The sequence below is a fragment of the Streptomyces sp. NPDC026500 genome, from assembly GCF_055567635.1.
In genome coordinates this window covers 61,888-86,808 of sequence record NZ_JBVHQB010000027.1, presented here as the reverse complement: position 1 = coordinate 86,808, position 24,921 = coordinate 61,888, and the positions used below count along the sequence as shown (strand labels likewise).

Here is a 24,921-nt window from a genome sequence, read left to right as displayed (position 1 = left end):
GTCACCTGCAGTTATGAGGAGGCGTACTGGGGGAGCGGTCGCTCCGTCAGACCGCTCTGTCCAGTGTTCGAGCATGCGGGCGAGTGGCCGGCGCGAAGGGGGGCGCAGGCGGTCGTCGCCAGTACGCCGAACAGCCACGACCCGCACGCCCACGTACCCTCATCACCGTGGCAGCATCCCCCTTGCATCACGTCGCCGTCCTCGTGCTCGAGGGTGCCAAACCACTCGATGTCGGTATTGCCGCGCAGGTGTTCACCACCCGGGCGAGCATGCCGTACGAGGTGCGGGTGTGCGGCGCCGAACCCGGTCTGGTGACCGGCGGCGACGGCCTGTCATACCACGTCGCCCACGGCCTCGAACAACTCGCGTGGGCCGACCTCGTCTTCATCCCCGGCTACCGGTCTCCGGACCGCGAGGACCCGCCAAGGGCCGTCGTCGGCGCGCTGATCGAGGCCCATGACCGGGGCGCACGCCTCGCCGCCATCTCGACAGGCGCCTTCGCGCTCGCCGCCACGGGGCTGCTCGACGGCAAGCGCGCCACGACGCACTGGCACTACACCCGGGCGCTCGCGGCGAAACACCCGCTCATCAAGGTCGACGAGAACGTCCTCTTCGTCGACGAGGGGAGTGTGCTCACGTCGGCCGGCGCGGCCTCGGGCATCGACCTGTGCCTCCACATCCTGCGCGGCGACCTCGGAGTGGCCGCGTCGAACCACGCGGCCCGGCGCCTCGTCGCGGCCCCCTACCGCAGCGGCGGCCAGGCGCAGTACGTGCCGCGCAGCGTGCCCGAACCGCTCGGCGAGCGATTCGCCGCCACCCGTGAATGGGCCCTGCACCGGCTCGGCGAACCTCTCTCCCTGGAGGTTCTCGCCCAGCACGCGGCGGTGTCGCCGCGCACCTTCTCGCGGCGCTTCGCCGACGACACGGGGTACACGCCGATGCAATGGGTCATGCGAGCCCGCATCGACATGGCCCGCGAACTCCTGGAGCGTTCGCAATGGAGTGTCGAGCAGATCGCCGCGGGCGTGGGTCTCGGCACCGGTGCCAATCTGCGGCTGCACTTCCACAAGATCCTCGGTACCTCCCCGAGCGAATACCGGCGCACCTTCACCCAGGGCGAATAGCCCGCAGACAGGTGGCGCGATCCTTGCGGACCCTGGCGATCTCGCCGCTGTCACGGCCCGATGCCGCGCGCGAACCTGGGAGGGAGCCGAAGGGACACCACTCATGACTCGTATCGCCATCAATGGATTTGGCCGCATCGGACGCAATGTGCTGCGCGCGCTGCTCGAACGCGACACCGACCTGGAAGTCGTCGCGGTCAACGACCTGACGGAGCCCGCCACGCTCGCGCGGCTCCTCGCCTACGACTCGACGGCCGGCCGACTCGGCCGCCCGGTGACCGTCGACGGGGACACTCTCGTCGTCGACGGCAGGCGCATCAAGGTACTGGCCGAGCGTGAACCGGGGCAGCTGCCCTGGGCCGAGCTCGGAGTCGACGTCGTACTGGAGGCCACCGGCCGTTTCACCTCGGCCAAGGCCGCCGGAGCCCACCTCGACGCCGGTGCGAAGAAGGTTCTCGTCAGCGCGCCGGCGGAGGGCGCCGATGTGACGCTCGCGTTCGGGGTCAACAACGACGCCTACGACCCGGCCGTGCACACGATCGTCTCGAACGCGTCGTGCACGACCAACGCGCTCGCGCCCCTGGCCGCGGTGCTCGACGAACTCGCCGGTATCGAGCACGGCTTCATGACGACGGTGCACGCCTACACCCAGGAGCAGAACCTGCAGGACGGCCCGCACCGTGACGCCCGCCGCGCCCGTGCCGCCGCTGTCAACATCGTGCCGACCACGACCGGCGCCGCCAAGGCGATCGGCCAGGTGCTGCCGAACCTCGACGGCAAGCTGTCGGGCGACTCCATCCGGGTGCCGGTTCCGGTGGGCTCGATCGTCGAGCTCAACACCACCGTGGCCCGCGACGTGACACGCGAAGACGTCCTCGCGGCCTACCGCGCCGCGGCGGACGGGCCGCTCGCGGGCGTTCTCGAGTACTCCGAGGACGCACTGGTGTCGTCCGACATCACGGGCAACCCGGCCTCGTCGATCTTCGACTCGGCCCTCACCCGCGTCGACGGCCGTCACATCAAGGTGGTCGCCTGGTACGACAACGAGTGGGGCTTCTCCAACCGCGTCATCGACACACTCCAGCTCCTCACCACCGGCTGACCCGACAGCGCGGCGGCCTCGCTCCCGTGTCCGCGCCCCTCACGGCTGAGCGGCCGATCACTGATCGCCGACCGGCCGCTCAGCCGTGAGCCGGGGTGGGAGGGGCCGTGGCCCCGGCACCCACGGCTTCCCGTGGCGCGCGTGCGCGGACTGTTCGCCGATGCGGAGACGGGCGCTGCCGCCGCCGGAAACCCCAGCCTTCCCGCCGAGGACATGCACGGGGTTCTCGACCGGGCGGGGTGCGGCGGGGTGCCCGCGCAGCCGGGTCGCTGCCCACTCGGCTCCCCTGAGCCTTCTGCCGGCCACGGTGCGGCAGGATGGGGGCATGAGCGTAGTCAAGATCAACGTACTGGCCGTACCTGCTGAGCAGCGGGAGACGCTGGAGAAGCGCTTCGCCTCCCGCGCCCACGCCGTTGAGGGCTCCGACGGGTTCGAGTGGTTCGAGCTCCTCCGGCCCGTCGAAGGCACCGACAGCTACCTCGTCTACACCCGCTGGCGGGACGAGGAGTCCTTCCAGGCCTGGATGGAGGGCCCCATGAAGGCCGCCCACCAGGGCGGTGACGCGCAGGGCGCCGAGCGTCCCAAGCCTGCGGCGAGCGGGTCCACGCTGTGGTCCTTCGAGGTCGTGCAGCAGGCGGCGCCGACCCAGCCGTAGACAGATCGTCGCGCGAACGGCCCGCGGCGCCTGAGCGCCGTGGGCCGTTCGCGCCGTAACATCGCGCGCGGCGGGAGACGGCGGCACCACACCGGGGCTGTCGAGCCGGAGGTCAACTGCCCGCGCGGAACGGTAGTTGACCTGCGCGGTGACCAGAGCACCGACTCGTGCCGCAATCAGTGTGGTGACCTGCGCGTGGACCGGAAGGCCGTCATACCTGCGCGCAGGGGCTCGGCGTGCTCGCGGGCCGGGTCTGCTCGGTGAGACGCTCGAAGGCGGCCAGGCCGGTGTCGATGAGCGTGGCCGCGCGCCGGACGTCGGCGGTCACCGCCTCATGGACCTGTTCGGGTGAGCGGACCCCGTCCAGGTGTTTGCGCAGGCTCTGGAACTGGATGCTCCACAGTCCGAGGAGAGCGGTCGCCGCGATCTGCGGCTCCGGGGCGTCCGGGCTCGTACGGGTGCGCTGGGCCAGCACCTCGGCCGCGACCGCGACGAGTCGGTCGGTCATGTCGCGGTGGTAGGCCCGCAGTGAGGGCGTGGACCTGGTCAGCGCGCCGAAGCGTCGGACCTTCGCGGCAGCCTCGACGGGGTCGTCCTGTGCGGCGATCCAGGACGTCATGCCGCGCAGCTCGCCCGAGAGGATCTGAAGCACCGCCTCGACCGGGGAGCGGGCCGGATCGGCCAGGGCGACGCGCAGGGCGGCCATCGTGGTCTCGCCGAGGTCCAGGACGAGCGATTCCTTGGTCGGGAAATAGTTGAAGACCGTCTTCTCCGAAACCCCGCACACCTCGGCGATCTCCGCCACGCGGACGGCGTCGAAGCCGCGCTCCATGAACATCTCGGTCGCGGTGTCGGACAGGCGTTGCCGCGTCAGGCGCTTCTTGCGCTCCCGCAGTCCCTCGACCTCGGGCTCCTCGGCCTGCTGACGCCAGGCCGTCCAGTCCACTGTGCTCATGGCAGCAGCGTAGACCAGTGGCGGAATTGTTACTGCTGCTATAAAGTTTCAGTCGCTGAAATTAATCGCCGCTCGACGAGACGGGCAGCCTCCGTCCCGGAAGCACGCTCAAGCCGAAGATCTAGCCTGATGGATGCCGACCCCTGCCGCTGAACCTGGGGGACATCGAGGCGTCCTCGGCGCGCAGCCACCAGAACCGCCGTCCGTCGGGGCGATCTGTCCGCCAGTTCCCAACCCCCTTGTCCCGTACGGGTGTTGGTCACGGGATGCCGACTTCGAACAGGACGTATCCGGCGTAGGAGCCCGAGGCGAGTGCCGCGATGGTGAGGACCGTGCACAGGATCGGAGTGCTGAGCCGGCGCATGGCGGTGGCGCAGGGGATGAGGAGGGGGAAGGCCGGGAGCAGGTAGCGGCAGACGTTGCCGAAGATCTGCTGGCTTCCCAGGACGAGTGCGATCGTCAGGAGGGTGTGGACGGTCAGCACGAGCGGTGGGCGCAGCCGGAACAACAGAGGCAGCACGATCAGGGCCAGCAGGACGGTGCCGGCGGCGATGACGTCTTCGAAGGGGAAGGCGAAGAGGTAGTCGTAGTGGCCGACCATGAGTGACGTGAACACCTTGCAGGTGTGCCGGCCGTAGTCGAAGGTGTGGGCCCAGGCGCCGTCCTGCAGTTTGAAGTACCCGCCGTAGTCGCCCATGCGGTATCCCACCCAGCCGAGATAGCCGGCCAGACCGAGTGGGGCGATCACGACCGCGGCGAGCGGGCGCAGGGCCGCGTCCCAGCGCCCTGTCCCGTCAGGGGCGGGGGAGTCTGCCCAACGGCGCGCTGCGCGTCCGTGCCGGAGAAGTTCCACCAGTACAGCGAGGGTGAGCGCCGCGATCAGTGCGGTGGCCGTCGGCCGGGTGAGGCCCGCGGCGCAGGTCAGGAGGCCGGCGGTGAGCCAGTTCGGGCGCATGACGGCGTAACAGGCCCAGGCGGCGAGGGCGATGTACAGGGATTCCGAGTAGCCGGACCACTCCATGCCCGAGCCGGGCCACACCGCCCACAGCCCGGCGGCGGCCAGCCCGGCACGCCGGCCGCTGATCCGGGCGGTCACGGCGTGGATGGCCAGTGCGGCCGCGAACGAGGCGGCGATGGAGACCACCAGGCCTGCACCGAGCAGACCGAGTCCGGTGCAGGAGGAGACCAGGCGCATCAGAGCGGGGTACAGCGGGAAGAACGCCGCGGAGTTGCCCTCAAGGGTGATCAGGCCGGTGGCACCGGGCACCGGTACCAGCGCGGGATGGTAGCCGTGCGCGGCGATCTGCTGGTACCACCAGCCGTCCCAGGTGGCCAGGACGTCCCAGGCGTGGGCACCGCCCCCGAAGCGGGGGTTCTTCCTGCGGAAGTCCCCGGAGGAGTCCAGCAGGTACATGAAGACGCAGAAGCCGATGAGTTTCATCGCGCCGTACAGGGCCAGGACCGGGGCGTGCTGTCGCGCCGCCCGGCACAGCCGTACCCACCGGTCACGGGCGCGTTCGAGGGCGTCTTCGCGGGCGGAGGTGCCGACGGTCCCTCCCGGGGGAGGCGGGGCGGTCTCCTCGCCGTGCGCGCGCGTGCCGTGGGTCGAGCCGGTGTCGTACGTCGAGCACGAGCCCTCGGCCGGGCTCGTGTCGTCCGGCCGGTCGGCCATGGGCCAACGGACCGAGGTGCGGGGCCTGTTGCTCCGCTGCGCCGGAGTGTTCGCGGGGCCGGGGTTGTTCATCGCGGCTCGGCTCCCGTGTCGTCGCGCTGGGCGGCAGTGGTGAACACCCAGGTGCGCAGGAGCAGGAAACGCAGCAGTGTCGCCGCGAGGTTGGCTGTGACGAGGACGGTGATCTCGGTGGTCCGTCCGGGTCCGTGCGTCCAGCGGTGCAGCGCGGCCAATGAGCCGCCGGTGAGTGCGAGGCCGAGACCGAAAACGGCCAGGCCCTTGGCCTGGTGGCGCAGTGCGCCACCCCGGCCGCGCAGCCCGAAGGTGAGCCGTCGGTTCGCGGCCGTGTTGGCGACGGCGCAGACCAACAGCGCCCAGGCGTTGGCGGCCTGAGGCCCCGTCACCGGGCGCAGGGCCGCGAAGAGGAGGACGTACCCGATCGTGCTCACCACGCCCACGGCGCCGAACCGCAGCAATTGAGCCGTCAGTGAGGCCGGCGGATCGCCCTCGGAGGCGCGCCCCAGCCGCGCGGTCGGCAGCGTGCCACGGGCCAGCGCGCGGCCGATCCTCGCGATGCCGCGCAGGTCGGCCACGGCCGTGGAGACCAGGTCGACCCGGCTGTCGGGGTCGTCCACCCAGTCGACCGGTACTTCGTGGATTCGCAGCCCGGCGCGCTCGGCGATCACCAGCAGCTCCGTGTCGAAGAACCACCCCGAGTCCTCCACGAGGGGCAGCAGCCGCTCGGCGACATCGCGTCGGACGGCCTTGAAACCGCACTGCGCGTCGGAGAAGCCGACGGCGAGAGTGGACCGCAACAGGACGTTGTAGCAACGGGAGATGATCTCCCGCCGGGGGCCCCGGGTGACCCGGGAACCGCGGGCCAGCCGGGAGCCGATGGCGATGTCGGAGTGCCCGGATATCAGCGGGGCGACCAGCGGCAGGAGCGCGTTCAGCTCGGTGGACAGGTCGACGTCCAGATAGGCGAGCACCGGCGCCTTCGAGCTCGACCACGCGGTGCGCAGGGCCCGACCGCGTCCCTTCTCGTCGAGTCGTATCCACGTGGCCTCGGGCAGGTCGGCGGCCAGCCGGGCGGCGATCCGCGGGGTGGCGTCGGTGCTGGCGTTGTCGGCGACGGTGATGCGGAACGGGTACGGGAACGTCTCGCGCAGATGGGCGTGCAGGCGCCGCACACTCGGCTCCAGGTCCGTTTCCTCGTTGAACACGGGGACGACCACGTCCAGAACGGGTTCCGTGTGGTCCGCCGGCAACGGAAGGCGGACGGGAAGGCGATCGACGGGCAAGCGGTCAACGGGTGGCCGCTTTCCGGGTTTTCGCTCCACGGGCAGTCCCCTCTCGAGGTCCTCGAAGTCCGCGAAGCCCTCGAAGTCCGGGGGAGCGGTACGCGATACCTTCGTCATGGTTTGTCCTGTTCTGTGCGCTGTCGCGAGGCAGGCCGAAGACGCTCACGGCCGAACTGCGCTGGCGGAGTGCGGATATGGGTGCTGTGCGGACAGGGGGCGCCGGCAGCCGAAGGGTGGGAGCGGGAGCCTGTCCGGGGGCGGAACCGGCCCGCGGGGGCGGCCGGGCGGAGGTCGTGCCGGAGCTATCGGGTGCTGGTCGCGCCGACCGACGACGGATCGGGGCTCGACGTCGGCGGGTAGGACGGGGTCTCGCTCGGCGTCACCGGTGCGGTGGCGGGTGCGCTGGTCGTCGCTGTCCCTCCGGGATCGGAGGAGACCGAGGTCGAACTCCCCGTCGTGGTAGGTGTGTTGGGCGGTCCGGAGGTTCCGGCGGTGTTCCCGGCCGCGGCGGTGGCCGACTCGGTGGAGAGCCCGCTCGGGGACGAGGTCGGTGACGGGGTGGTGTACGGGGAGGTCGGGGTGGTCGCAGGCCGCGGTACGGGGCCCAGTGGCATGTCGCGGTCCGGGGTGTGCGGCAGCAGGAACAGGCCGACGCTGATCCCGGCGACAGCCAGGACGCAGCTCGCGGCCTTCTGCGCCGCGCGGACCCGGCGGCGCACGCGGACACCGTTGCGGAGGCTGTTCTGCTGTGCGGGCTCGAAGGGGGTGTGTTCCTGGGCGTCGCGCATCATCCGCGCCAACTCCCGCTCGAAGTGATCCATGCTTTCCTTCACCCCACCGGCTCGATGACATCCGCCAGGATCTGGCGCAGCCGCGCCACACCGCGTGACGCGTGGGAACGGGCGGTGCCCAGTGGGCAGCCCAGAACCTCCGCGACCTGCCTTTCGGGCAGATCCTGGTAGTAGCGCAGCACTACGGCCGCCCGCTGCCGGGGCGGCAGTTGGGCTAGGGCCGCCTCCAGCCGCGACCGTTCCACCACGGCCGCGGACTCGTCCCCGGTGTGCGCCAGATCCGGCAGCGCCTCCACGGGGCGTTCGCCCCACCACCGTCGCCGGGCGGAGCGGGCGGCGGCGCGTGCCAGGACCTTCCGTACGTACGCCTCGGGCGCCTCGTCGGCGACCTTCGACCAGACGAACCAGAGTTTGACCAGGGCTTCCTGGAGCAGATCCTCGGCGCGGTGCCGGTCACCCGCGCAGAGCAGGCGGGCGAGGTGGAACAACGCCGACCAACGGGCCGCGACGAACGCGTCGAAGCCGTCGATCCCCTCGGCTCTTGTCTGTTCCATCCGCACCGTCCCCGCCCTTGCCACCTTCGTACACCTGGAGAAAGACGCTGGCGGGCACCTCGCTATGCACCCGAGCCGGGTGATCTGGGTCACTCCGGGCGAAGTCCGGTGAGGGCCGGGCCACAGAAGCCAAAGAACAGGAAGGCCCGGCGGGCACGTTGGAACGCTCGGGAGCCTTGGGGCGGTTCGCCGTTGTGGGCGCGTGGGAAGCGAGTCGGCGCCACCAGGCACACGTGGAGGGGCATCGCCGAGTGCGATGCCCCTCCACGCCTGCTCGGCGCGCGGGTTCTCAGCGGCCGGCGGCCTGCTTGCGAACCCGGGCCGCGCCCCTGCGCCGCTCCGCCCGCAGCTCCCGGAGATAGGCCTGCGCGTCGACCTGGATGGCGTCACGCAGACCCTCGACGGCGGACTCAAGACCAGCTCCGTCCGTTCTCGCTCCACCATACGAACGGCAAGAGCGCGCTGGACCGCACACGAGAGCGGTCCGCTGCGGGAGTTGGGTCGCCGCCCGCCCCTGCTCAGCCTGGCCCTGAACGACTTCACCATCCGATTCGGGGATGCTGCCCGCGCGACGTCCCCGCCGTCCGCTCTCCCCGCGCCGTCCGAGCCGTCCTCCGCACAGGACCATGGCCGCGGCTCTGCCTGACCTGACCTGACCGGCGGGCGAGCGAACCCTCACGCCCGGAGACATGGCTTTCTGACGGGGACCTCCGCTCACCGTGACCCACCAGGTCCGCCGTGCGGCCGTCGCCGAACGCCACGCGGCACTCGCCGAAAGCCCGTACGCGGACTGAACCGGCTCACGGTGGATGAGAGTTGGACAAGTGGAGGCGATCAAACTCTGGTCCGGCGGCCTACCGGCCGGTATACAGACCAGGTTGGGTCTGCCGGGCAGGAGCCGTCCGGCCTGCCGCGGCGTCGCGATCCCTTGTGCGCCGCGGGAAGCCGGTACCCGTTCAGCAGGCCGTCATGGCTTCAGGGGAGGGGCACGATGAACCATCACACGCGTCCGGACAACGGCGTCCCGAGGCGACGGGGCGCCATGGCGCTGGGGGCCGCGCTGAGCAGCTGCGCGCTCGTCGCCGGCGTCGCGGCGGCGACCCCCGCCGCGGCGGGCGAAGGACACCACTCGCATGGCGTGGACTATGTCGCGCTCGGCGACTCGTACACGTCGGGGCCGCTGATTCCTCAGCAGGTCGACGCGAACTGCGCGCGTTCCGACCACAATTACCCGTCGATCACCGCGGCCGCGCGCAAGGTCGCCTCGTTCACGGACGTCAGCTGCTCCGGCGCGAAGACCGACGAGATGTGGAAGGCACAGGGGACCAATGGACCCCAGCTGGACGCGGTGAAGCGTGACACCGACCTGGTGACCCTGCAGATCGGCGGCAACGACATGGGCTTCGGCCCGATCATCGCCACCTGCGCCGGGCTCAGTTCGAAGGACCTCGCGGGCAACCCCTGTCAGCAGTACTACGGCGCCGCGGGCTACGACCAGCTCACCCTGAACATCCTCCAAACGGCTCCCAAGGTCGCCCGGGTGCTGCGCGAAGTGCACGCCAGGGCTCCGCACGCCCGCGTGGTCGTCGTCGGCTACCCCGATCTCCTGCCCGACGACGGCAGCGGCTGCTATCCGACCGTTCCGTTCGCCGCGAAGGACTTCCCCTATCTGCGGGACACCGGCAAGCGGCTCAATCTGATGCTCCGCACGGTGGCGTTCCTGAACCGCGCCGAGTACGTGGACACCTACGGGCCTACCGTCGGCCACGACATGTGCAAGGCTCCCGCCGATCGCTGGATCGAGCCGCTGCGCCCGACCTCGCCCGCCGCCCCGGCCCACCCCAACGCCAAGGGCCAGGAGGCCATGGCGCAGGCCTTGCTGGCGCACCTGGGTGAGCGAGCCCGGCACCACTGACCGTTCCGGTCCTGACGCCCGGCGCGTGAGCGCCCCTGTCGGCGAGCGCACGAGCGCTCGCCGACAGTCTTTTCCGGGCCGCGGCTCAGGCGCCTTCGCCGTCGGCCACGCGTGCGGGCCGGTTCGTTGTCAGAGCGTGCCGCGCATCTGCTGGGTGAGATGGTCGCGTTGTTCGTTGAAGGCGGCTCGGGCGCGTTGGAACTCCTCGGATTCGACGGCCATTCCTTGCGCGACGGCGTCGCGGTAGGCGCGCAGCAGCGTGACGGTGAGGACGGCCTGCTGCACGACGTGATCGTCGGCCACGAGGGAGAGTTCCAGCCGACGGGCCAGCGTGTTGCTGTCGCGCAGGACGGTTCCGGCCCGCAAGAGCGCCGTCTCGTCGCGGTCGTGGCCGCGGGCGATGTTGATGAGGATCTCGCTGGCCTCAGCGGTGGCCTTGAGGAAGGCGACATAGGCGGCGCGGCGGTCGTCCCTGGCGCGTTGCTCGCTCTCCCGCAGCCAGCGGCGCCGCTCGGCCAGCGCGGAGGCGGCGAGGGCGATGAGCGCACCCATGGTGGTGCTGAGAAGGTTGGTCCATTCCACACCCCTACTGTGCTCAGGCCGCGACTCGTCCAACCCGGGTGTGTTGCCGCATCCGTCAGCAACTCCGGTGCACGGGCGGTCTGTTGGGTGATCCAGGCTGCTGTGGCGGATCGGGTCCGTCCCGGCGGGACCGGCGGCCGGGCCGGGACGGGGCCGTACTGACCGGCTGCGTCAGGGAGTCGGAACCTCGTCCACGAACGCGGTGCCGGCGCTGCGGTAGGCGGCCACCTTCGAGGCAACCTGGGCCGGGGAGAGGACCTGGTCCTTGACGTGCAGGACGTAGTCGACCTGTTCGTCGTACGCGCGCGCCGCGGTCGAGGTCTGTCCCGCGAGGTCGATCAGCCACTGGTTGAAGTTGATCGACATCGGCCGCTCGGGCAGGTACTGGGCGTCGTGGGTGCCGAAGAGCTGGCCGTCGATGTAGTACTTGATGCTGCTGTTGTCGATGGTGAGCACGAGGTCGTGCCAGCCGGCGTAGCTCTGGCGAGCCTCGGTGTGCTGGTTGACGGCCTGCCAGGGATCCGGGTTGTACGTCTCCCAGGAGGTTGTGTAGAGGATGTTGCCCGACTCGCCCCAGCCGCCGTTGGGCAGGTACTCGAAGTCGTACTCGGCGTAGTCGTCGGCCATCGGCGCCGTGAGGTCGTTGATGGTGAAGAACGTCTGCACAAGGTGATCGCCGTCCGGGCCGGACTCGGGAGCGTCGGCGAACTTCACCCGCGCCGCGTAGGTGCCGTTCTTGAACTTCATGCTTTTGGAGACGACTTCGGTCTGCCGGGTGGATTCCGGGGTGCCCGAGGTCGACGTCTGCAGGTTCATCACCGAGTTGCCGGACACGGTGGGGAAGGTGACCTTGGAGGGGTCCCAGGTCGCGCCGGGGACGCCGGGGCCACCGGAGTTGGAGCGGACGTTCCAGCCGTGCGCGGAGATCGCGGGGTCGGTGTACGACGAGTAGGTGAAGTCGTCGAACAGCGCCTGGCCGCCGCCGGGCGGGTCGGTGGGGTCCGTGGGGTCGGTCGGATCCGTGGAATCGTTGCCCTCCGGCGCCGTGCCCCACACGGTGGTTCCGGCGAGCTGGGCGGTGACCTTGTTCCAGTCCGCGTACGAGGTCTGCGCGCCGTTGAAGGAGTAGTCGTCCGCCTGGTTCACGGACTGCCAGTTGGACTGGTAGAAGCGCAGCTGCATGTCGCCGGTGTCCGTGCCCGGTGCCAGGGAGCCGGCCCCGGAGGTGAAGCCGATCTCCAGGTAGCGGTCCGCGGTCCCGCTGGGATGAGCCAGGGTGCCGAACGCGCCGGTGACGTTCGCGCATCCCTTCACCGCCCAGGAGCAGGCGAAGCGATAGGTGGTGCTCGCCGAGTCCGCCTTGAAGTAGTAGCGGATCTTCACCTGGCTCAACTGCACTGCGTCGGAGCCGGTGTTGCGCACCTTGAACCAGGGCTCGCTCTGGTCCGCGGTGGCGCCGCTCGCGCTGGTGCGGTACTGGACGGCGAGACCTCCGGCCGCGGCGGCGGGGGCGGACATCGGAACGGCGACCAGGGCGGTGCCGCCCAGGAGTGCCGACAGGGCCAGGGCCACGCGACGGCGGCGGCCGGTCGCCAGGGGAGTTCGTCGTCGGGTTTGGCCAACTGCACCTGGCCCAGACGCTGGAGCAACAGGGGGAAGGCGATGGCACCTTCGAGCCGGGCCAGGGCGGCGCCGATGCAGAAATGGGGGCCGTAGCCGAAGGCGAGATGGTCATTGGGAGTTCGGCCCACATCCAGCCGGTCCGCGTCCGGGAAGCGGGCCTCGTCGCGGTTGGCGGAGCCGATCAGGAGGCTGACGATGTCTCCCTCGGCGATCAACTGACCGTGCAGACCGATCGGTTCGACGGCGCACCGGAACGTCGCGTCCCGCACCGGGGAGTCGTGGCGCAGCAGTTCCTCGACGGCTGTGCCGACGAGCTCCGGGCCGGCTTCCGCTCCGGTCAGCCGGGCGGCCTGGTCCGGGTTCCGGAGCAGCGCGAGCATGCCGTTGCCGATGAGGTTCATGGTGGTGTCGTGGCCGACCAGCAGCAGGAGGTAGGCGGTCGAGCGCAGCTCCTCCTCGCTCATCGCCCCGCTGTGGTCGCCGGCCCGTACGAGAGCGCCCAGCAGGTCGACCCCACTGCTCTCACCGCCGGTTCGTTTGCCGGCGATCAGGCGGTCGAGGAGGGTGTGCAGATCGCTCTCCACCCGGGCCGGATCCCGGCCCGGAGCGGGCGCGATCGTGGCCATGAGTGTGTCCCGGGTCGCCGCGTTGTCGAGTTCCTCGGGGACACCGATGATCGCGCAGATCATCCGGAAGGTGAGAGGCGCCGCGAACGCCGCGATCACATCGACATGGGTGTCGTGCTCGATCCGGTCCAGCAGACGGTTGGCGGTGTCCGCGATGAAGGGTTCCAACCGGGCGATACGGCGCGGCACGAACGCGGCGTTCACCAGTATCCGCAGACGGGTGTGGTCCGGTGGATCGGCGTGGACCAGGTGGCGGTTCAGCCCGGCCGGCCCCGGAACGTAACCGGGCACCCGGCCCGGGTCCTTGCTCAGCCGCCCGTCGGTCAGGGCTCGGACGTCCGCGTAGCGGGAGATCTGCCACACGGTGGGCCGACCGGGCCTGCGGTCCGCGTGAGCGGGCGCATGCCGGCGCAGCCAGGTGAAGTAGGGGTATGGATCCCGCACCCGCGTGGCCAGCAGGTCAGGGGGCGGGGACGGTGCGTGGGGAGCGGGCACACTGGCTCCGGACTCGATGATCGAAACGGACACCGCGCCAACGCCGGGACGCGACCGAAGGATACGGAAACCGTCGAAATGGTGTGCGTCAGGAGAGGCAAGATCGCCCCGACGGGTCAGTCCGTCGACGGGCTCGGGGGCGGTGTCCGCCCGACGCGACGAAGGGTGGTCCCTCGGCTAGGGTGATGTGGACGACGTGCTCAATCCGGTCATTTCGCGCTGCCGACCTTCCGCCGCCTCTCGTGCGTCCCCCGCTGGTTCTCGGCGTGGCAGGAAAGCCTTGAGGGCTGTCGCGGGCATCCGGTGCCGTACGCATAGGCAACGGGGTCGTCGGCCGGCCCGGCGCGGGCACCGACATCGTGTGAAGCGTGGAATTCCGGACCGGATTCGAGAGGACCCACACATGCCCTTCGCCACCGCCAAGGACGGCACACAGATCTTCTACAAGGACTGGGGATCGGGCCAGCCGGTTGTCTTCTCCCACGGCTGGCCGCTGACCGCGGATGCCTGGGACGCCCAGATGAAGGTGATGGCCGACAACGGCTTCAGGGCCGTCGCCCATGACCGGCGCGGTGGCGGACGCTCCGGCCAGACCTGGGACGGCAACAACCTCGACACGTACGCCGACGACCTGGCGGCGGTCATCGAAGCGCTCGACCTCCGGGATGTCATCCTGGTCGGCCACTCGACGGGCGGTGGGGAGGTCACCCGCTACATCGGCCGGCACGGCTCCGGCCGGGTGGCCAAGGCGGTCCTGGTCGGCGCGATCCCGCCGCTCATGCTCAAGACGGAAGGCAACCCCGAGGGTCTGCCGATCGATGTCTTCGACGACATCCGCAAGGGCGTGGAGACCGACCGGTCGCAGTTCTACAAGGACCTCAGCGCCCCGTTCTACGGCGCCAACCGTGACGGATCGACCGTCACCCAGGGGACGCGGGACGAGTTCTGGCTCTGGGGAATGACCGTGGGCATCAAGGGCGCCTACGACTGCGTCAAGGCGTTCTCCGAGACCGACCTCACCGAAGACCTCAAGAAGATCGACGTACCCACACTCATCGTGCACGGCGACGACGATCAGATCGTTCCCATCGTGGCTTCCGGCGACAAGTCCTCGAAGCTCGTGAAGGACGCGATCTACAAGGTGTACCCGGGTGCTCCCCACGGCCTCGCCATGGTGCCCAAGTTCGCCGAGGTGTTCAACGCCGACCTGCTCGACTTCGCGCGCAGTTGAACCAGCGGCCTCCTGGCAGAACGCAGGACGAAGGAGGCTGGACCACAGGACGGAACAAGCGGTCCGGCGCCGAGAGACGCCTGGACCGCTTGTTCCGGTAACCACTGCCCTCGTCGGTGTCCGCCGGTCCCACCCGCTACGGCGAACTGCCCGGCGTGGTCCACCTGGCCCGCTCGACGGGAGGGACGCTGGTCGCGCTGATGCTTGTCCGCGCCGAGTAGGCGTCCGACCACGACTTCCGGGCCCGGTTCCGCCTGGGGGAGGCCGCGTTCCTCGGCGTCGGCGAGGCCGGAGGGGCTCGCCGAGACCATCAATTCGCCCCGGCGGCCGACCAGTTCCGTCGGGTGAACGGTCTGTTCCTGCACCGCGTACAGAACCGTACCGGACCCTTCTTGGGCCACCACGACCAGCTCAAGAAGGTCTGACGGCCTGCCCGTTGGGCTACAGGATCCCGGCAAAGGCGTCAAGATCTTTACAAAAGGCCAGATTTGACGATCAGTCATGTCAAAGTCAAGAATCAGGCGACATTCACCCGATCGGGTGCACCGCCTGTTTCAGGAGGAACCGCGGCCCTGGTCGTCCGGCGTCACCCTGGCCATGAGCGCGCCCTCGCCGGCCGCCGAAGTCCAGGGGTACGTCAATGGGTTCGGCACCGCGACGGACGGAGCTCGGCGTCGTAGAGCCGTGCTCTCTCCAGAGCGTGCGCCACGAGCGCGCTGATGGTGATGAGCAGCGTGCGTTCCTCGGACGTGAGGCGCCGTGCGGTGTCGAAGGTGATGACACACACGCCGAAGGTGTGGCCGGAGGCCGTCAACGGGAGGAAGGCCCAGGCCTCCTTGCTGCTCGGAGGCCGACTGCCGCCGTCGGGGAAGGCCGAGAATCATTCCTCCCGTGAGGAGTAGAAACGGGGTTCGCCGGTCAGGACGGCCTGCCCGGCGGGACCGGCGTCGCGCAGTTCCATGCCGTGGGCGCCGTGCATGTCCCGGAGAAAGGAGCTCGGGTAACCGACGGACCCGATGTGTACCAGCCTCTCGTCCTCCATGGCGAGTACCAGGAGGCCCCGCGCGTCGAACGGTGGCAGGACACGCTGGGCCACGGCCTTCACCACGTCCTGCGAGGTGGTCGCCGCGGCGAGCTGCGTGGTCAGTTCCGCCGTCCGGCTCGCCCGCTCGGCCGCGGTCCGGATGGCCGCCACCTGCTCGGCCTCCCGGCGGCGTCGATCGGTGACATCGGTGAAGTACAGGGTGAGACCGCCGGGACCGGGACGAGCCGCAGGTCGTAACAGCGGCCGGTGTCGGCCATCGTGACGTCGAAGTCGGTGGCGATGCACTCCGCGGCGCCGCGCCGGCACCGTTCTTCCAGATCGGGCATCCGGCGCAGCGCGGGAAGGTCCCACAGGTCACGTCCGAAGAGCTGGGCGTCGGCCGAACCGAGAAGGTGTGCCGCCTCCAGGTTGGCGAAGGTGATGCGCCAGCCGTCGTCCACGGACAGGAAGGCGTCGCTCATGTGCTGCAGGGCACGGCTGAGGGCATCGCGGGCGGAGCTGGGCTGCGTCGCTCGCCCAGCCCTTGCCGATGATGCGCGACGCAGCCCAGCTCCGCGATGGACTGCTGAAGGGCGAGCCGGAAGACCTCGCTTTCCGTGATGCCGTCGTCAGCGGTGTCGAGTAGGTCCAGCCGCCTGATCACAGACCCAATATAGGATGGTATGCCGCATACGACACCAATGGCATTGGCTGCTGCCGAGGGTGCTTTCGGCCGGGGCTCCCTCTCGGGCTCCCTCCTTCGTGGGCCCGGTCTCTCCCCTCCCGAGGGGATGGAGACCCTGCCGTCGCGTGTGCCCGATGGACGGCTCCGCCCGAGCCGCGGCGCGCCACGGTACGGCTCAATCCGCGCGTGTCGCGTGGGTGATCGCCTTGGCTGGTGGCACAACAGGACCACCGACTTCGAAGGAACGCGCCCATGCGCATCAGAACGGCTCTCGCTCTCCCCGCCGTCGCTGTCGTCGCCCTGGTCGGTCTGGCCGGCACCGCCGCGGCCGACGGTGACGCCGGCAACGGCAACGGCGACGGCACCACCGCGACACAGACCATCACCGACAACACCCTCAGCGATCTGGGCTTCACCGGCCATGTGTTCAGCGTCGGCAACACCGGCCTGCAGCAGGACCCGATCACGATCACGTTCGCGGCCATCGGCTAGGGCCAGTCCGACCGGAAGCCGGACGCCGTCGGGCTGCCGGTCGGAGCCGAGGAGCGCGCGTGTCCCGGGTTGCGGGGCGCGGTGCGCGACACCACGCTGGCCAGAACGCCCGCGTGATCGACGGCTCGGGACCGGTCGCCCGTTTCCCATGGTGTCGCGCGGCGGTCCGCTCACGGGCACATGAGGCGGTGGTCCCGACGACGGGAGGACGGTGGCGCACAGGTGAACGCCGGATCGCGTCGTCCTCACCGGCGGCCGGGCGAGCCCGGCACGGGTAGCGGCGGGCGCCGGATGCGGTACGTCGTGGGGAATCGTTCCTCCCGTGGTGTCTGGTCAGTTGCGCGGGCGCGTACGGCCGGCACGGATGTGCGGCGCGGCACCGGAGACCACAAGGGCGTCCCGGTGAGTCACGGGCTGCGGGTGGCCGCGGCCTACGCGTGGCGGCTGCTCGTCGTCGGAGTGGTCGCCTACTCGGTCTTCGCCCTTCTGGGCAAGCTGCAGCTGGTCGCCGTGGCCCTGTTTCTCGCGCTGGTCGTGACGGCGGTCCTGCGTCCCCTCGCCGATCTGCTGGCGCGTCGCATGCCGAGGACCGTGGCTGTGATCGTGAGCATCCTCGGAAGCCTCCTGCTGGTGCTCGGCGTGATGGCGCTGGTCGGTCGCGTCGTGGCGGGTGAGTCGGGGCAGCTGGGCCATGAGTTCGCCGGGGGGCTGGGGCGCATCGAGCGATGGCTGGAGGGCTCCCCCTTTCATCTGAGCCACGCGGTGATGTCGAATCTCCAGGGCAAGGTGGCCCACTTTGTCTCCGATCACCGTTCCGTACTGATCAGCAGCGCCCTCAGTGGTGCCGGCCGCGCGGTGGAGTTCGTCACCGGCCTGGTGCTCGCCCTGTTCTGCTCGCTGTTCTTCATCCGTTCCGGGGACAGATTCTGGCGCTGGTTCCAGGAGTTGATGCCGGAGGGCGCGCGGGACCCGTGGGACCGCGGTGGGCGGGCGGCCTGGCGGACCTTCGCCGGGTACACGCGCGGCATCATCATCGTGGCGGCCACCAACGCCATCCTCGTCGGAATCGCCCTCTACGTGCTGGGCGTTCCCCTGGCGCTGCCGCTCATGCTGCTGGAGTTCTTCGCGGCGTTCATCCCGCTGGTGGGCTCGCCCGTCGCGCTCGGCGTGGCCACCGTCGTCGCGCTCGCCACCAAGGGGCCGGTCGTCGCGATCATCGTGCTCGCCCTGATCGTCGTCATCGGCCAGCTGGAAGGTCACGTACTGCACCCGCTGGTCCTGAGCTGGGCGGTCCGGTTGCACCCCGTGGTCGTGGCCCTCTCCGTCATCGCCGGGAGCATCCTGGCCGGTGTGACCGGCGCCGTCGTGGCCGTACCGATGGTGTCGGTCGCCTGGTCCGTCATCTCCGAGCTGCGCGTGCGCCCCGAGCCGGAGCCCTCCGGACGCTCACCGGATCCCCCCTCCGCTCCGCCCGAACCGCACTCCGAGCCGACCGGACCGTCCCGGGCAGGGGACCCGTAGCGGTGACGGCCCGGAGCGGGCCGGGTTCATTCCGTCCAGCCCAACTCCGTGTAGGACTTCCCGCAGGCGATGGCGGCGAGCGCGGTACCGGTGTACTCGACCAGTCGGCCTGGGAGCGCGTCCAGCGGCCACCACTGCCACTCCGTACACCGGTCGGGTTCAAGGACCCGGGGCTCGCCGCTCCAGCGGGAGGCGGCGAAGAACAACTGCAAGCGCGGGAAGGGGCTCCAGGGGTTGCGTTGATCCAGGGTGTGTACGAGGGACAGGTCGCGCGCCTCGATCGTGATGCCGGTTTCTTCCGACGTCTCTCGGACCATGCAGGCCAGCGCGGACTCTCCCGGCTCGCGGTGCCCGGCCGGTACGTGCCAGGTCGAGGGTGCGAACGGGCTGTCGGGGTGGCGTTTGCCGAGCAGGACCGCGCCGTCTCGTACGAGGACGAGGTGGGCGCCGACGATGCTGCGCTCCCGGTGCTCGCTCTCCTGCCGGACGCGCAGGGTCGGCGGCGTGCCACCGCTGTCGATACGGGGTTGCGGATGCCGTTGGTGTTCGTGGATGACGACCGCTGTGCCGGGATCCATGGTCATGTACGCCGTCTCGTCGGCGTGGGTCCAGCGGAGCTGGATGCCTTCGTGGAGAGGGATCTCGTGGGCGGGCCGGTTCAGGGTGCCCCGGTAGACGAGGACCCGGTCCTTGAGCGTGCCGGAGGCGTCGAGCGTCTCCACGGTGACGAAGGGAATGAGGCCGGGGACGGTGAGGCCGGTCTCCTCGCGCAGTTCGCGGGCGATGCACTGGGCGCACGTCTCGCCGGGCTTGGTGCCTCCGCCGATGAGACCCCAAGTGCCGGGACTCCAGATGGGTTTGTTCGCGTCGCGCAGGTGCAGCAGATAACGCCCGCAGTCGTCGACGAGAAGGGCGGCTGTGCCGGGCACTTCCATGGTGCGACGGCTGGACGGCACGTCGGCGGCGCTGGTGTCGGTCACGCGCAGGGTCCCTTCGTGTCGTGCGACGGCGAAAGAGTGGGGGTGTGAAGCGTGCGTGTGAAGCGTGCCTGTGAAGCGGGGTGCCGACCAGGGTCGGATGTTCAGGGTTCCTCGGAGAGGCGCCGAAGTCCAACTCCGCCTGATGGGCCGCAGAGGTGGTGGCGGGATCGAGGTGCGCACGGTTCGTCGGCGGGGCCCGCGGGAGTAGAGTGAAAGATGCGGTTCGCCGGTCTCAGCCCCGGACAAGGGGGCTTTGCCCCGAACAACGAGGTCGCCATGCAGTCATCGGAATCGTTCCCCGACGGACACGCCGAGGTGCGCATCGACGCGGCTTCCCCGGAGGTCGCCCGGCGCGTGGCGGAAGTGCTCCGACGCTGCTTCGCCGCCACCGAGCAGCGTAGCTATCCCGGCGGTGCCGACGGGGGCACGCGTCTTCAGCTCACCGTCGACACCGGTCAGCCGGCGGAACCGGCACGCTCCTGGCTGGAGACCAGCCGCACCTCGGAGAGGCCCTCCGACGAAGGTGAGCCGGCATCCGGGAACGGTCCGTTCGGACCTTCCCAGGAGTAGCGTGAGGGCATTGGGAGCATTTCGCGCACCGGCCCCGATGCCGGTGTCGTTCCCGGTGAGGAACAACGCCGGGCAACTGCCCAAGAGCAGCGGTCCGGAGACGGGTTTCACGCGATGTCCGCCACCGCCGACCATTCCCCGCCGCGGGTCGCGCTCGTCAAGGCCCCGCCCGTGCGCCTCGCCCTGAAGCCCGTGAGTCCGTCACCGGGGCCTGTCGAGCTCGACGGCGCCTGGTGGCCTCGTTCACATGACCTGACGCGCGAACTCTCCGCTCTGGCGGATGTGCTGGGTCCGGTCTGGGGGCGGATCACCCGAATCGCCGTCAACCCCGGCCACTGGCCGATCATTCCGCGCAGGATCTTCGTCAACGGTCAGGTGGTGAAGGTCGATTGGTTCACAGCGGGGCAGGATCAGAACAAGATCCTGCTGTTGTCCTACAAGGCGGGCCGATGGGACCTCCTCGTGATCCCCCCGGAGACCAGCGCCCCGGCGGCGGCCCGGCTGATGGCTGCCGCGAGCAGCAGCACCGGCCCGGCGCTGACAGCGACTGCCCTCCTTGCGGCGGAACACGTCGACGCAATGCCGTCGTCGTGCGAGTCCGACGCCGCACGCCCGACCCGACTGCTGCTGGGTGGGTGACAGCCGCGGTCACCGTTCCGGCCGACGGTGCGCCGACGGCCGAGAGGGGCGGTCCGTCTCGGCTCGATTCAGCCGCGACCGCCCGCGCCGGATGCCGATGCCATGAGGGGCTCGGCGGCCGCCGCGGTGGTGTCCGGAGGTACGACCAACAGGTCCCAGCGCCCCTGGCCGGGAGCGATCAGGACGATGGCGGGCGGAGCGGACGCCGTCGGACTGGTGTGCAGTCGCACGACCTGGCCGGCGACGAGGGTTCGGCTCGGCAGTGCGGACCATGCGGCCCCGCTGACGGTGACGTTCCTGATGTGACCCCACGCGCGGGGCAACCCGGCAAGGAGTTGGGGAAGTTCGGCGAGCAGATCGTACGAGCGTGGCCACCATGCTCCGTCGATGGCCCGGGGCAGACCGCCGTGAGGCGCCAGGCGTAGGCGCAGGAGGGAATGGACGGGAGGGGGAGGCTGCACTGCGGTGGTCATCTGGGCTCCTGCCGACTGTCGTACGGAGATGAGCGTTTGACCTCAGACGCGGCGGGCGGCGACACGCTCCGGAGTGGGCCAGCGCACCTCGGACACCCAACCGAGGCGTTCGAGGATGCGGATGGCGGCGGCCGACGGGTCGATCTGGCCGCGGTCCACGCCGTGGCGGGCGCTCGTGGGGTCGGCGTGATGGAGGTTGTGCCAGCTCTCGCCGAACGACAGCAGGGCCAGCGGCCACAGGTTGGTGGCCCTGTCGTGGCGCCTGGTGTGGAACGGGCGTTCGCCGATCATGTGGCACAGTGAGTTGACGCTCCAGGTCACATGATGGAGCAGCGCGATGCGGACAAGTCCCGCCCACAGAAGGGCGGTTACGCCGTACACCCAGGTGCCGCCGATCGCCCAGCCCAGCCCGAAGGGCAGAGCGAGGGTGAGCACGCACAGCGCCGGGAAGGCTCGGTCGACGGCCCGGATGTCGCGATCGGCGAGGAGGTCGGGGGCGTAACGCTCAGCCGGTGTGAGTTCGTCGCGGAAGAGCCAGCCGACGTGCGCGTCGAACAGCCCGCGCAACTGGCCGCGCAGATGAGTGCCGTAGCGGTACGGGGAGTGCGGGTCACCGGGCCGGTCGGTGAAGGCGTGATGACGGCGGTGGGTGGCGACCCAGCCGATGACGTCGCCCTGGAAGCTCATCGACCCGGCCACCGCGAGCGCGATGCGCACGGGGCGGACGGCCCGGTAGCCGCCGTGAGTGAGGCCGCGATGAAAGCCGACGGTGACGCCGAGGCCGGTGACCGTGTAGAGGACGACGGCGAGCAGCACGTCGACGGGATGGATGAGGCGTCCCCACAGCAGCCACCCGGCCAGGCCGAGCGCCACGAACGGCAGGACGACGATCACCGCCGTGACCGTCACGTACAGCCACTCCCCGCCGCCGCGCGGGGCTGCTGAGCCGCCCGACGGGAAGGGGGACGTCCCGTCGTAGACCTGGGGTGGCGAGGGGTCGTCCGACGGAGCGGCGGTCGTGGGTGCGGTGGACAGGGACGGCATGGGAAGCTCCTCGGCCTCGGTGCGGGTGGCGCGGCCGGGGTCAGGGGCTGCCCCTGTGACGGGAATCGTGAGAGCTGGACCGGTCGGACAGCGGCATATTTGGACAGCGGCATATGGAGCGTCCTCGCCTCGTCCACCGTACTCCCGCATTGTGCGAAACGGGGTCTGCCGGACCGAGTGACCACCGCGCGGCTCCGACTCCCGGCGGACGCAGGCCGACAGTGCGGCGCAGGGGCCACGCCACTTACGTACAGGGCCCAGCCACTTGAGGCGACGCTGCGAAGCGTTCCGCCTCCCCGCGTCGTCCGCCGTTCGGACCTGCCGTTCGGACCTGCTGTCCGGACCTGCTGTCCGGACGAACTCCGGCTCGCGCCGCGGCGGTAACAGGTGTGGCAGTCCACGGGAGATCGCACAAGGCCCGCTGCGCATCCAGACGGTCGTGGCACCACGCCGCGGCCGGGCGCGGAGTAACATGCGAAGTACCGAGGGCATTTCGTGCACCGGCTTCCATGCCGGGTCGTCTTCGGCGAGCCACGAAAACCGGGTCGCCGCAGAGGCGGTCCGGAGACGGGTCCACATCATGTCGGCGACCTTGTCCGCAACCCTGCCGTACGTCGAGCCCGTCGCCACCCCGGCCGCGCGTCTCGTCCTCAAGACCGATGGCGCCTCCCGCGGACTCCTGGACGGTGCCTGGTGGCCCCGCTCCCGGGATCTGTTGAGTGAACTGCCCGCGTTGACCAAGACGTTGGACCCTCTGTGGGGTCGCATCACCCGGATCGCCGTCAACCCGCAGTACTGGCCGGTCATCCCGCGCAAGATTCCCGTGGGCGGCCACATCGTCAGGGTTGGCTGGTTCACCCCGGAAATCGACCCGCACAAGCTGCTGCTGCTCTCCTACGGCACCGGCCGCTGGGATCTCCTGATCATCCCGCCCGAGACCGGTGCGGCGTCGGCGGCCCGGCTGATGGCAGCGGCGTCCGACCACGACGGTCCGCCGTCGACCGCGAGCGAACTCATGGCGGCGGAGGAGGCCGGGCACGGTGCCTCCGCGGCAGACCGGCCGCTTGGTTCGGACGAGGCATGGGAGTACGAGGGCGGAGCTTCGGCCGTATCCGTGGCCGTTCCTGAACAGACCGCTCCGGACAGTCGGACCAGTCGCCTGATTCTCGGTATGTGAGGCGGTCGCCATGTACGACTTCCTCACGGCCGTTGCCTTCGTTCTCCTGATCGCGGCGGCGGCATACGTGATCCACCGGCTCAACATCCAGCACGCCGACCGAATCGCCGTGCACGGGTACAGCGTGGCCCTGCCCGGACGCGGGGGCCACCGCACGCCACAGCCCCCGGCGGGACCGGAGCGGTCCGATGCGCCCACCCCCGGCGAACGACGGGACCACCGCGACGGAGGCCGTGGCCGCTTCCTTCCGCGACGCAGCAGCCGCCCCACTCAGCACGACTGACCAGCCGGTATCCGTCAGCCGCAGACAGATCGCCCATTCAGCCCGTACGGCCAGGCGTACACCCGGGAACGTATGCCTGGCCATGCACTACGGGCCATGCACTACGGGAACCGCACCCGGCATGGATCGGCCGGGACCGCGTCCCTCAGGAGGCCTCCACCGCCGCCTTGATCCGCCTGCCGAAGGCGTCCGCGTCCTTGCGCGCCGCACTCAGCGCGAAGCTCACCAACAGCTTGCCGATGCCATGGCCCTCGAGGACGTTGAAGATCCTGACACGGGTGGTGCGGTCGCCGGTGGAATCGAGGTCGTAGCCGCCCTCGGTCGCCGTGACGACGTTCTTCGAGACCTCCGCCCAGCGGATCCGGCGGGGCGGCTCGAACTCGGTGATCCGGAACGTCCGGCCCGTCTTCATGCCGGCGTCCTTGACCGTGCTGGTGAAGGTCGTGCCCGCTGCCGTCGCGCCTTCCGGCGTCTTCGTGATCGCCTGCACCCTGGGGCTGAACTTGGGGTCGTTCGTACCGGCGGCGAGGAAGGCGAAAACCTCCTCGATGGGGCGGTTGATCTCGGTTGTCGCCTCGAACTGACCGGACACGGTTCCTCCTGTGCTGCGATCACGGATCGCCCGCTGAGGGCGCGCGGGCTTGCCGCGCGTGCTCAGCCTAGGGGGCAGGAGCTCCACCGGCCCGTCGCACGGACCCATTCGTACGGTGACCGACACGCAGGGCGGAAGAAACGGGAGACAGGAGTGGGCGATACCCGGTCATGTCTGCGCGCGACGGCCCCGCACGCTCACTGGTCGAAGCTGTCGGTCAGGCGCACGGTGTAGCCGTCTTCTTCCATCAGGACGACGGTGACACCGAAGGGGTTGGGATGGTCCAGCTCCATGGGGGTGAAGGCGTAGTCGACGGCGGCCCGGACAGGCGGCGGAAGTTCGCCGTCCGGCTGGGGCGCGGGAGCCGGCTTCCAGTCGAGGGTGGTCGTGGACCGGTCAGGGGCCTCGGAGCCGTCGGACGGGAACTCCTCGGTATAGGGGAATTGGTGCAGCACATGACCGTCCGGGGTGGCGTGGACCATGTTCAGACAGGGGGCGGGGCCGACGACGGGCAGCTCACAGGTGGTGGCGACCTCATGTGTCTCCCAGGCGAGGACGATCTCGTCCGCGCAGGCCGCCGCGGCGATGTTCGACAGCGCCGCGATGCCGGTGAGCGCGTCGGCCCCGGGCTTGGTCGGGCGGACCCAGATCAGTCCGACCAGCTCTCCTCGCACCAGCGGCATGATGACCGGCCGGGGCGCCGCACCCTCGCCCACTTCGTTGACGTAGGTGCTTTTCATCGAGCTGACCAGCGTGTCCCACGTTCGCGTGTCCACGGAAGCCCCCTTTGCCGCTGTTGCCTTCGATCACCAGTG

General features: G+C 70.1%; 26 protein-coding genes and 1 pseudogene. 11 read left to right on the top strand and 16 right to left on the bottom strand.

Going from position 1 to position 24,921, the window contains the following annotated elements:
* The first annotated feature begins 167 nt into the window (after positions 1 to 167).
* The 3 genes from ACZ4N5_RS36040 to ACZ4N5_RS36030 all read left to right on the top strand — a co-directional run bounded on the left by ACZ4N5_RS36040 (position 168) and on the right by ACZ4N5_RS36030 (position 2,881).
* Entirely contained in the window at positions 168 to 1,124 is a 957-nt protein-coding gene (locus tag ACZ4N5_RS36040; protein ID WP_467761241.1) for a GlxA family transcriptional regulator, read from the top strand.
* 103 nt (positions 1,125 to 1,227) lie between these two features.
* The gene (gene gap / locus ACZ4N5_RS36035) at positions 1,228 to 2,226 is read left to right on the top strand and encodes a type I glyceraldehyde-3-phosphate dehydrogenase (RefSeq protein WP_467761240.1); all 999 of its coding nucleotides are present in this window, start codon (positions 1,228 to 1,230) and stop codon (positions 2,224 to 2,226) included.
* 325 nt (positions 2,227 to 2,551) lie between these two features.
* Entirely contained in the window at positions 2,552 to 2,881 is a 330-nt protein-coding gene (locus tag ACZ4N5_RS36030) for an antibiotic biosynthesis monooxygenase family protein (protein ID WP_355843447.1), read from the top strand.
* Between the two features lie 211 nt (positions 2,882 to 3,092).
* On the opposite strand, the gene ACZ4N5_RS36025 is transcribed toward ACZ4N5_RS36030, so the two are convergent.
* The 5 genes from ACZ4N5_RS36025 to ACZ4N5_RS36005 all read right to left on the bottom strand — a co-directional run bounded on the left by ACZ4N5_RS36025 (position 3,093) and on the right by ACZ4N5_RS36005 (position 8,154).
* Complete coding sequence (locus tag ACZ4N5_RS36025; protein WP_467761239.1) at positions 3,093 to 3,836, bottom strand: TetR family transcriptional regulator; 744 nt, start codon at positions 3,834 to 3,836, stop codon at positions 3,093 to 3,095.
* A gap of 259 nt (positions 3,837 to 4,095) precedes the next feature.
* Complete coding sequence (locus ACZ4N5_RS36020; protein ID WP_467761260.1) at positions 4,096 to 5,277, bottom strand: hypothetical protein; 1,182 nt, start codon at positions 5,275 to 5,277, stop codon at positions 4,096 to 4,098.
* Positions 5,278 to 5,576: 299 nt separating this feature from the next.
* Entirely contained in the window at positions 5,577 to 6,926 is a 1,350-nt protein-coding gene (locus ACZ4N5_RS36015) for a bifunctional glycosyltransferase family 2/GtrA family protein (protein ID WP_467761238.1), read from the bottom strand.
* A gap of 185 nt (positions 6,927 to 7,111) precedes the next feature.
* Positions 7,112 to 7,630 (bottom strand): hypothetical protein, encoded by a 519-nt coding sequence (locus ACZ4N5_RS36010; RefSeq protein WP_467761237.1) that lies wholly within the window; start codon positions 7,628 to 7,630, stop codon positions 7,112 to 7,114.
* A gap of 8 nt (positions 7,631 to 7,638) precedes the next feature.
* Entirely contained in the window at positions 7,639 to 8,154 is a 516-nt protein-coding gene (locus ACZ4N5_RS36005) for a SigE family RNA polymerase sigma factor (protein WP_467761236.1), read from the bottom strand.
* A 991-nt stretch (positions 8,155 to 9,145) separates the two neighbouring features.
* Here ACZ4N5_RS36005 and ACZ4N5_RS36000 point away from each other — a divergent pair.
* Positions 9,146 to 10,069: an SGNH/GDSL hydrolase family protein gene (locus ACZ4N5_RS36000; protein ID WP_467761235.1), complete on the top strand. Its 924-nt coding sequence runs from the start codon at positions 9,146 to 9,148 to the stop codon at positions 10,067 to 10,069.
* A gap of 129 nt (positions 10,070 to 10,198) precedes the next feature.
* On the opposite strand, the gene ACZ4N5_RS35995 is transcribed toward ACZ4N5_RS36000, so the two are convergent.
* From ACZ4N5_RS35995 to ACZ4N5_RS35985, 3 genes and pseudogenes are all read right to left on the bottom strand, one after another.
* On the bottom strand, positions 10,199 to 10,651 hold the full coding sequence (locus ACZ4N5_RS35995) for a hypothetical protein (RefSeq protein WP_467761234.1): 453 nt from the start codon (positions 10,649 to 10,651) through the stop codon (positions 10,199 to 10,201).
* A 171-nt stretch (positions 10,652 to 10,822) separates the two neighbouring features.
* Positions 10,823 to 12,169 (bottom strand): cellulose binding domain-containing protein, encoded by a 1,347-nt coding sequence (locus ACZ4N5_RS35990; RefSeq protein WP_467761259.1) that lies wholly within the window; start codon positions 12,167 to 12,169, stop codon positions 10,823 to 10,825.
* A gap of 176 nt (positions 12,170 to 12,345) precedes the next feature.
* A pseudogene (locus tag ACZ4N5_RS35985) lies at positions 12,346 to 12,654 on the bottom strand (cytochrome P450); the annotation flags it as partial.
* 1,144 nt (positions 12,655 to 13,798) lie between these two features.
* On the opposite strand from ACZ4N5_RS35985, the gene ACZ4N5_RS35980 reads away from it, so the two are divergent.
* Positions 13,799 to 14,626, top strand: coding sequence for an alpha/beta fold hydrolase (locus tag ACZ4N5_RS35980; protein WP_467761233.1), 828 nt, complete (start codon positions 13,799 to 13,801; stop codon positions 14,624 to 14,626).
* Between the two features lie 637 nt (positions 14,627 to 15,263).
* On the opposite strand, the gene ACZ4N5_RS35975 is transcribed toward ACZ4N5_RS35980, so the two are convergent.
* From ACZ4N5_RS35975 to ACZ4N5_RS35965, 3 genes are all read right to left on the bottom strand, one after another.
* Entirely contained in the window at positions 15,264 to 15,413 is a 150-nt protein-coding gene (locus ACZ4N5_RS35975) for a hypothetical protein (protein WP_467761232.1), read from the bottom strand.
* A gap of 93 nt (positions 15,414 to 15,506) precedes the next feature.
* Positions 15,507 to 15,821: a hypothetical protein gene (locus ACZ4N5_RS35970; RefSeq protein ID WP_467761231.1), complete on the bottom strand. Its 315-nt coding sequence runs from the start codon at positions 15,819 to 15,821 to the stop codon at positions 15,507 to 15,509.
* Positions 15,770 to 16,132, bottom strand: coding sequence for a PAS domain-containing protein (locus ACZ4N5_RS35965; RefSeq protein WP_467761230.1), 363 nt, complete (start codon positions 16,130 to 16,132; stop codon positions 15,770 to 15,772). The genes ACZ4N5_RS35970 and ACZ4N5_RS35965 overlap by 52 nt, the downstream gene beginning before the upstream one ends.
* A gap of 455 nt (positions 16,133 to 16,587) precedes the next feature.
* Here ACZ4N5_RS35965 and ACZ4N5_RS35960 point away from each other — a divergent pair, with 455 nt between their 5' ends.
* The gene (locus ACZ4N5_RS35960) at positions 16,588 to 16,827 is read left to right on the top strand and encodes a hypothetical protein (RefSeq protein ID WP_467761229.1); all 240 of its coding nucleotides are present in this window, start codon (positions 16,588 to 16,590) and stop codon (positions 16,825 to 16,827) included.
* Positions 16,828 to 17,049: 222 nt separating this feature from the next.
* Positions 17,050 to 18,348, top strand: a complete 1,299-nt coding sequence (locus ACZ4N5_RS35955; protein ID WP_467761228.1) for an AI-2E family transporter — start codon at positions 17,050 to 17,052, stop codon at positions 18,346 to 18,348.
* Between the two features lie 26 nt (positions 18,349 to 18,374).
* Here the strand turns inward: ACZ4N5_RS35955 and ACZ4N5_RS35950 are convergent, their stop codons facing one another.
* The gene (locus ACZ4N5_RS35950; protein WP_467761227.1) at positions 18,375 to 19,328 is read right to left on the bottom strand and encodes an NUDIX hydrolase; all 954 of its coding nucleotides are present in this window, start codon (positions 19,326 to 19,328) and stop codon (positions 18,375 to 18,377) included.
* Positions 19,329 to 19,604: 276 nt separating this feature from the next.
* Between ACZ4N5_RS35950 and ACZ4N5_RS35945 the strand changes: the two genes are divergently transcribed.
* Positions 19,605 to 19,898, top strand: coding sequence for a hypothetical protein (locus ACZ4N5_RS35945; protein WP_467761226.1), 294 nt, complete (start codon positions 19,605 to 19,607; stop codon positions 19,896 to 19,898).
* A gap of 114 nt (positions 19,899 to 20,012) precedes the next feature.
* A complete protein-coding gene (locus ACZ4N5_RS35940) occupies positions 20,013 to 20,537 on the top strand; it encodes a DUF5994 family protein (protein ID WP_467761225.1) in 525 nt (174 codons plus the stop codon).
* A 68-nt stretch (positions 20,538 to 20,605) separates the two neighbouring features.
* Here ACZ4N5_RS35940 and ACZ4N5_RS35935 read toward each other — a convergent pair whose 3' ends face one another.
* Positions 20,606 to 21,010, bottom strand: coding sequence for a DUF5994 family protein (locus ACZ4N5_RS35935; protein WP_467761224.1), 405 nt, complete (start codon positions 21,008 to 21,010; stop codon positions 20,606 to 20,608).
* A gap of 42 nt (positions 21,011 to 21,052) precedes the next feature.
* On the bottom strand, positions 21,053 to 22,054 hold the full coding sequence (locus tag ACZ4N5_RS35930) for an acyl-CoA desaturase (protein WP_467761223.1): 1,002 nt from the start codon (positions 22,052 to 22,054) through the stop codon (positions 21,053 to 21,055).
* 472 nt (positions 22,055 to 22,526) lie between these two features.
* On the opposite strand from ACZ4N5_RS35930, the gene ACZ4N5_RS35925 reads away from it, so the two are divergent.
* Together ACZ4N5_RS35925 and ACZ4N5_RS35920 are read left to right on the top strand one after the other, a co-directional pair.
* Complete coding sequence (locus ACZ4N5_RS35925) at positions 22,527 to 23,231, top strand: DUF5994 family protein (RefSeq protein ID WP_467761222.1); 705 nt, start codon at positions 22,527 to 22,529, stop codon at positions 23,229 to 23,231.
* 10 nt (positions 23,232 to 23,241) lie between these two features.
* Positions 23,242 to 23,514: a hypothetical protein gene (locus ACZ4N5_RS35920; RefSeq protein ID WP_467761221.1), complete on the top strand. Its 273-nt coding sequence runs from the start codon at positions 23,242 to 23,244 to the stop codon at positions 23,512 to 23,514.
* Positions 23,515 to 23,659: 145 nt separating this feature from the next.
* On the opposite strand, the gene ACZ4N5_RS35915 is transcribed toward ACZ4N5_RS35920, so the two are convergent.
* On the bottom strand, positions 23,660 to 24,106 hold the full coding sequence (locus ACZ4N5_RS35915) for an SRPBCC family protein (protein WP_467761220.1): 447 nt from the start codon (positions 24,104 to 24,106) through the stop codon (positions 23,660 to 23,662).
* Positions 24,107 to 24,303: 197 nt separating this feature from the next.
* The gene (locus tag ACZ4N5_RS35910; RefSeq protein ID WP_467761219.1) at positions 24,304 to 24,882 is read right to left on the bottom strand and encodes a hypothetical protein; all 579 of its coding nucleotides are present in this window, start codon (positions 24,880 to 24,882) and stop codon (positions 24,304 to 24,306) included.
* Between the last annotated feature and the right edge of the window lie 39 nt (positions 24,883 to 24,921).